The 4075-nt window shown below is 67.2% G+C and carries 1 protein-coding gene, 1 rRNA gene and 1 pseudogene; 1 reads left to right on the top strand and 2 read right to left on the bottom strand.

Annotated elements, in window-relative coordinates; genetic code table 11:
• Nucleotides 1-98 (top strand): 5S ribosomal RNA (rrf, locus tag KIK05_RS46290); the annotation flags it as partial.
• Nucleotides 99-1965: 1867 nt separating this feature from the next.
• Here the strand turns inward: rrf and KIK05_RS46295 are convergent.
• Both KIK05_RS46295 and KIK05_RS49745 read right to left on the bottom strand, forming a co-directional pair.
• On the bottom strand, nucleotides 1966-3447 hold the full coding sequence (locus tag KIK05_RS46295) for a phosphodiester glycosidase family protein (RefSeq protein ID WP_214417318.1): 1482 nt from the start codon (nucleotides 3445-3447) through the stop codon (nucleotides 1966-1968).
• A 527-nt stretch (nucleotides 3448-3974) separates the two neighbouring features.
• Nucleotides 3975-4075: pseudogene (locus KIK05_RS49745) on the bottom strand (IS982 family transposase); the annotation flags it as partial.

A 4075-nucleotide genomic window follows, 5' to 3' on the forward strand; every position in this document is an offset into this window, starting at 1 on the left:
GGGAAACACCCGGTTACATTCCGAACCCGGAAGTTAAGCTTTCCAGCGCCGATGGTACTGCACCGGGGACGGTGTGGGAGAGTAGGACGCCGCCGGACAAATTTTTCATATGGTAAGGGCCACCCGCTAAGCGGGTGGCCTTTACTGTTTTCTGCGTTCTACGGCTAGAGCCAGAGGCCGTGCGTGTGCCCGGGGCATGATGGTACATGCCCCTCGCGTCGCTGAGGGGCAGCCGCCGGCGACGGGTGATGTCCACATCTCGCGGTGATGTCTACACCGCGTTTGGGAGCGTTGGACATGGAGCCATGGAGCCGATGTGGGCCTATGTCGCGCCGGGCTCGTCCTTACTCAGGCCCAACCGGTCGGCGAGGTACTGGAGTGCCGTCGAAGTGGTCGACGTGTCCATGGGCGACCGCCAGGTACCTGATCGCAGCGATCCACTCCAACCTAACGTCCACTTGGAGGGCCGGCCTATGTCGGCTGGGCTCGTCCTGACCCAAGCCATACCGGTCGGCGAGGTACTGGAGTGTCGCCGAAGTGGTCGACGCGACGCTGGCGACCACCACGTCCTCGATCGCCGACGAATCCGATCCCGCCGAGCGTCCAGGTGGAGTGGCGGCCCCTGTCGTCGTTGACCAACGGGTTCCCGGTGTTCCACCACCCGTGCGGGCTGAGAACTAGTGCCGTCTACACGCCGATTTTGAGCATTAGGGCCGTCCACGTGTCGTGGCCGGCCCTAATGCGTTCTGGTACCGACGAATTCAGGCCGAGGTCGTCAGCGGGTGGGAGGGTGCGGAATCGGGTGGTTGCGGAGGCCGGCGTAAGACCGTGCCAGGACCACCGCGCCCGGGGGGCCGGAGGCCCTGTCACCAGAGGCCGACTGTCACGGCCGGCCGGAGCAGCCACCCGATGGAGCGCCCGGCCTGGTGAGCGCCCGGCCTGGTGAGCGGTCGGTCTCGTGAGCGCCCGCTCTGGTGAGCGGCCATCCCGTCGGCTGCCGCTGAGCGTCGTGTGTGAAGTGATGTCCAAGGCGAAGTCCAGTCGCTTCTGGATGCCGGAATGCTACAGCTCATAACCAGGGGGCCGGATGCTGCTTGTTCCTCAGGAGGAGGCCACCGCGGAATCGGTGAGGGGCCGCAGGCCGTGAACCAGAGGAAGGCTTGCTGGTCGGCTCCACGGCCTCATTTCCCCCGTGCAAGTAGGCGCGGGTTGAACGAACGTCTACCGGGCCGGGTTCGAGTCCCGCGACCTCGCCCATTTCCTCATCTCTCCGCGAAAGGCAGTTGACCCGCCTCTCGATGGCCTCATCTCCCGGTGTGTGGCAGTCACCCCGGCCGATAGGTGGGTTTGGGGAGGGGTGGGCTGGGAGGGGGGCGGGCGTGGGGCGGGGGGATAAGGCAGCCGGCCCGCCTCTCGAAGCCCGCCTCTTGGCGGCCTCATTTCTCCATGTAAGGCAGTCAGCCCGCCCTTCGACGGCCTCTTCTCCGCGTGCGAGGCAGTAGACCCGCCTCTCGATGGCCTCATCTCGCCGTGTGAGGCAGTCAGCCGGGCGATTCGTGAGCTTGGGAGGGGTGAGCTGGGAGGGGCGCGGGGGGTGACAAGGCAGTCAGGCCGACTCTCGGCAGGCTCATCTGGTGTGTGAGGCGAGTCAGCCCGGTCCTGGATGGCGTTGGGTTCGCGTGTGAGGTGAGGCGGCTCGTCCCTTGGCCCGGTCCTGGATGGCGTTGGGTTCGCGTGTGAGGTGAGGCGGCTCGTCCCTCGGCCCGGTCCTGGATGGCGTTGGGTTCGCGTGTGAGGTGAGGCGGCTCGTCCCTCGGCCCGGTCCTGGATGGTGTTGGGTTCGCGTGTGGGGCGAGGCGGCTCGTCGCTCGGCCCGGTCCTGGATGGTGTTGGGTTCGGGTGTGAGGTGAATCAGCCCGCCCCTTTGTGGGCCTGGGGGTTTGGGGAGGGGCGGGCTGGGAGGGGTCAGGGGGTGATGAGGAGGGCGTCGCCGACGCCGCGTTCGATGCCGTCGGAGGGGTGGTTGACGACCTTGCCCTTGACCACCATCGCGCTGGAGCCGCCGCCGTCGAGGTTCATCGCCTGGCGGGCGCCGAGCCAGAGCATCAGCTGGGCGGCCTCGATCATGGAGGCGCCGACGGTCACACCGGGCTTGCGGCCGTCGACGACGGCGAGGATGAGCTTGCCGGACTTGGTGACACCGACGAGGGTACGCGGGTGGCGGCGCATGATCATGTTGACGTTGGCCTGTCCGTCGGCGGCCGCGGTGACGTATTCGCGGCCGTTGCGCACCAGGCCCACGCCGCCGCCGATGATGCTGGTGTCCGGCGTGAGGGGGATGGTCTTGCCGGACCGGGTGTCGATGACCTTGGTGTCGATCTTCACCGTGGAACCCTCGATGGCCTGGGAGGCGATCCATTCGGCCATGGTGCCGGTGCCGTGCAGCACCCGGGTGCCGCGCGCCACCTTGCCGCCCGCCGCCCGGAGTTCGAGCACCTTGCCGCTCGCGTCCAGGACGGCCTCGGACCCGTCGTCGGCGGGCGTCTTCGCGCCGAACTCCTCGGTGTAGAGGACCAGCTCGTCGGTCGCGGCGACGCGGTTGACGCCGTTCACGGGCGTGCGCTGCCCGTCCGCGGGGGCGGCCGTGATGGTGGTCTTGACGTCGGTGATGCGTGCCGTGCGCCCCTTGAGGATGAGGGCGCTGCGGCCGAGGACGGGCTCGCTCAGCAGGTGGCCGTCGACCACCGAGATGCCCATGGACTCGCCTCGGATGTTCTTGGCGGTGTGGATGTTGAAGAATCCGCCGTTGACCGCGGCGATGGCGCCGGCGCGCTTGGCCATGGAGGAGGGGGTCTCGCGCTTGGCGACGTTCACGCCGACGCTGGAGTGGTAGGAGCCCTTGAAGAGCCGCGGGTCGACGGTGAGGACGCGGATGTCCCAGGGGCCGGTGGTCTGGACTCCGTCGTCGCCGAGGAAATCGACCTTCCCCTTGATGCCGGCCTCTTTGAGCTGCTTGACCACCTTTTCGGCTTCGTCGCGCTGCTTCACCGTCCACTGGCCGACGCGCGCGACGTATCCGACTCCCGCGGGGTAGTCGGCCACGGCCGGGCGGGTGAACTGCTGGACGGTCGCCTCGAATCCGGCCGACTGCGCCGCTTCGGCGGCGGTCTCCGCCTCGGCCTGGCTGCCGTACTCCTTGTTGCCGTGGACCAGCAGGGACACGGTGTACCCGTCGGTGCCGGTGCCGTGTGCGACGGTGAACAGGTCGATTCCCGGTGCGACGGCCTTGTGCTTCTGGGTGGCCGCGCCGGGCTGCCCCAGGGGGAAGTTCGTCGTCGGCAGTTGCGCGTCGAGCGGCTTGGCCGCCGAGTCGGCCGTCGCCGGCGCGGGCGCGGCGACCGCGAACAGAGACAGCGTGGCGAAACCGGCGACCAGGCGACGTGGCATGTAGGTGCTCCCGTAGGTGATCCAATCCTCGGTGCACCATGTTCTTGCCATGCGCGGGTCAAGCGCCGGTAAACACGCCAACGTCTATGAGAATGTGACCAATGGCTCAAGGGTCGCGGAAAATGTGCGGTGACGGTGTGAATACCGGCCGTTCATATCAGCTTGTGTGGCCTTATCGGCGTAACAGGCCCTTCGTCCGAACCGTTAATGAGCGGTGTCCGTAAGAGGCCAGGTAAATCGGGCTAAACGGCCTGGTCATTCTAGGTCTGTCGCGCCGGATCGCCTGCGGCGACGGGTCCTGCGGCGTTACGGTTCGTCAGGCCGCGACGACAGAGTGGGGCGGCGCACCTTCCTCGAGAGGCACCCGTCATGGGGCTCAACGCTGTTTTCCTGATAATCCTGGCGAGCATGATCCTCGGCTTCATCATCGGAGTGATCACGACTCGGCCGCGCCGGTGGGACGTCTACGTGCGCGCCGACGACACCATTCACGTAAAAGGCCCTAGACGAGTAAGTCCTAAGTCTGGTCAGTGGTCGTAGGCGGTCAGTGATCGGGTGATGGGCTGGCTGGTGGCGCGGTTGTGCCAGATCGCGGCGGTCAGTGCCAGGATCCGCTGGGCAACGCGGA

Origin of the sequence: Sphaerisporangium fuscum (assembly GCF_018531465.1) — a bacterium.
GTDB lineage: Bacteria > Actinomycetota > Actinomycetes > Streptosporangiales > Streptosporangiaceae > Sphaerisporangium > Sphaerisporangium fuscum.

Coding starts and splice junctions, on each gene's coding strand:
- KIK05_RS46295 (WP_214417318.1), bottom strand. CDS start 3,447: ATGCCACGTCGCCTGGTCGCCGGTTTCGCCACGCTGTCTCTGTTCGCG.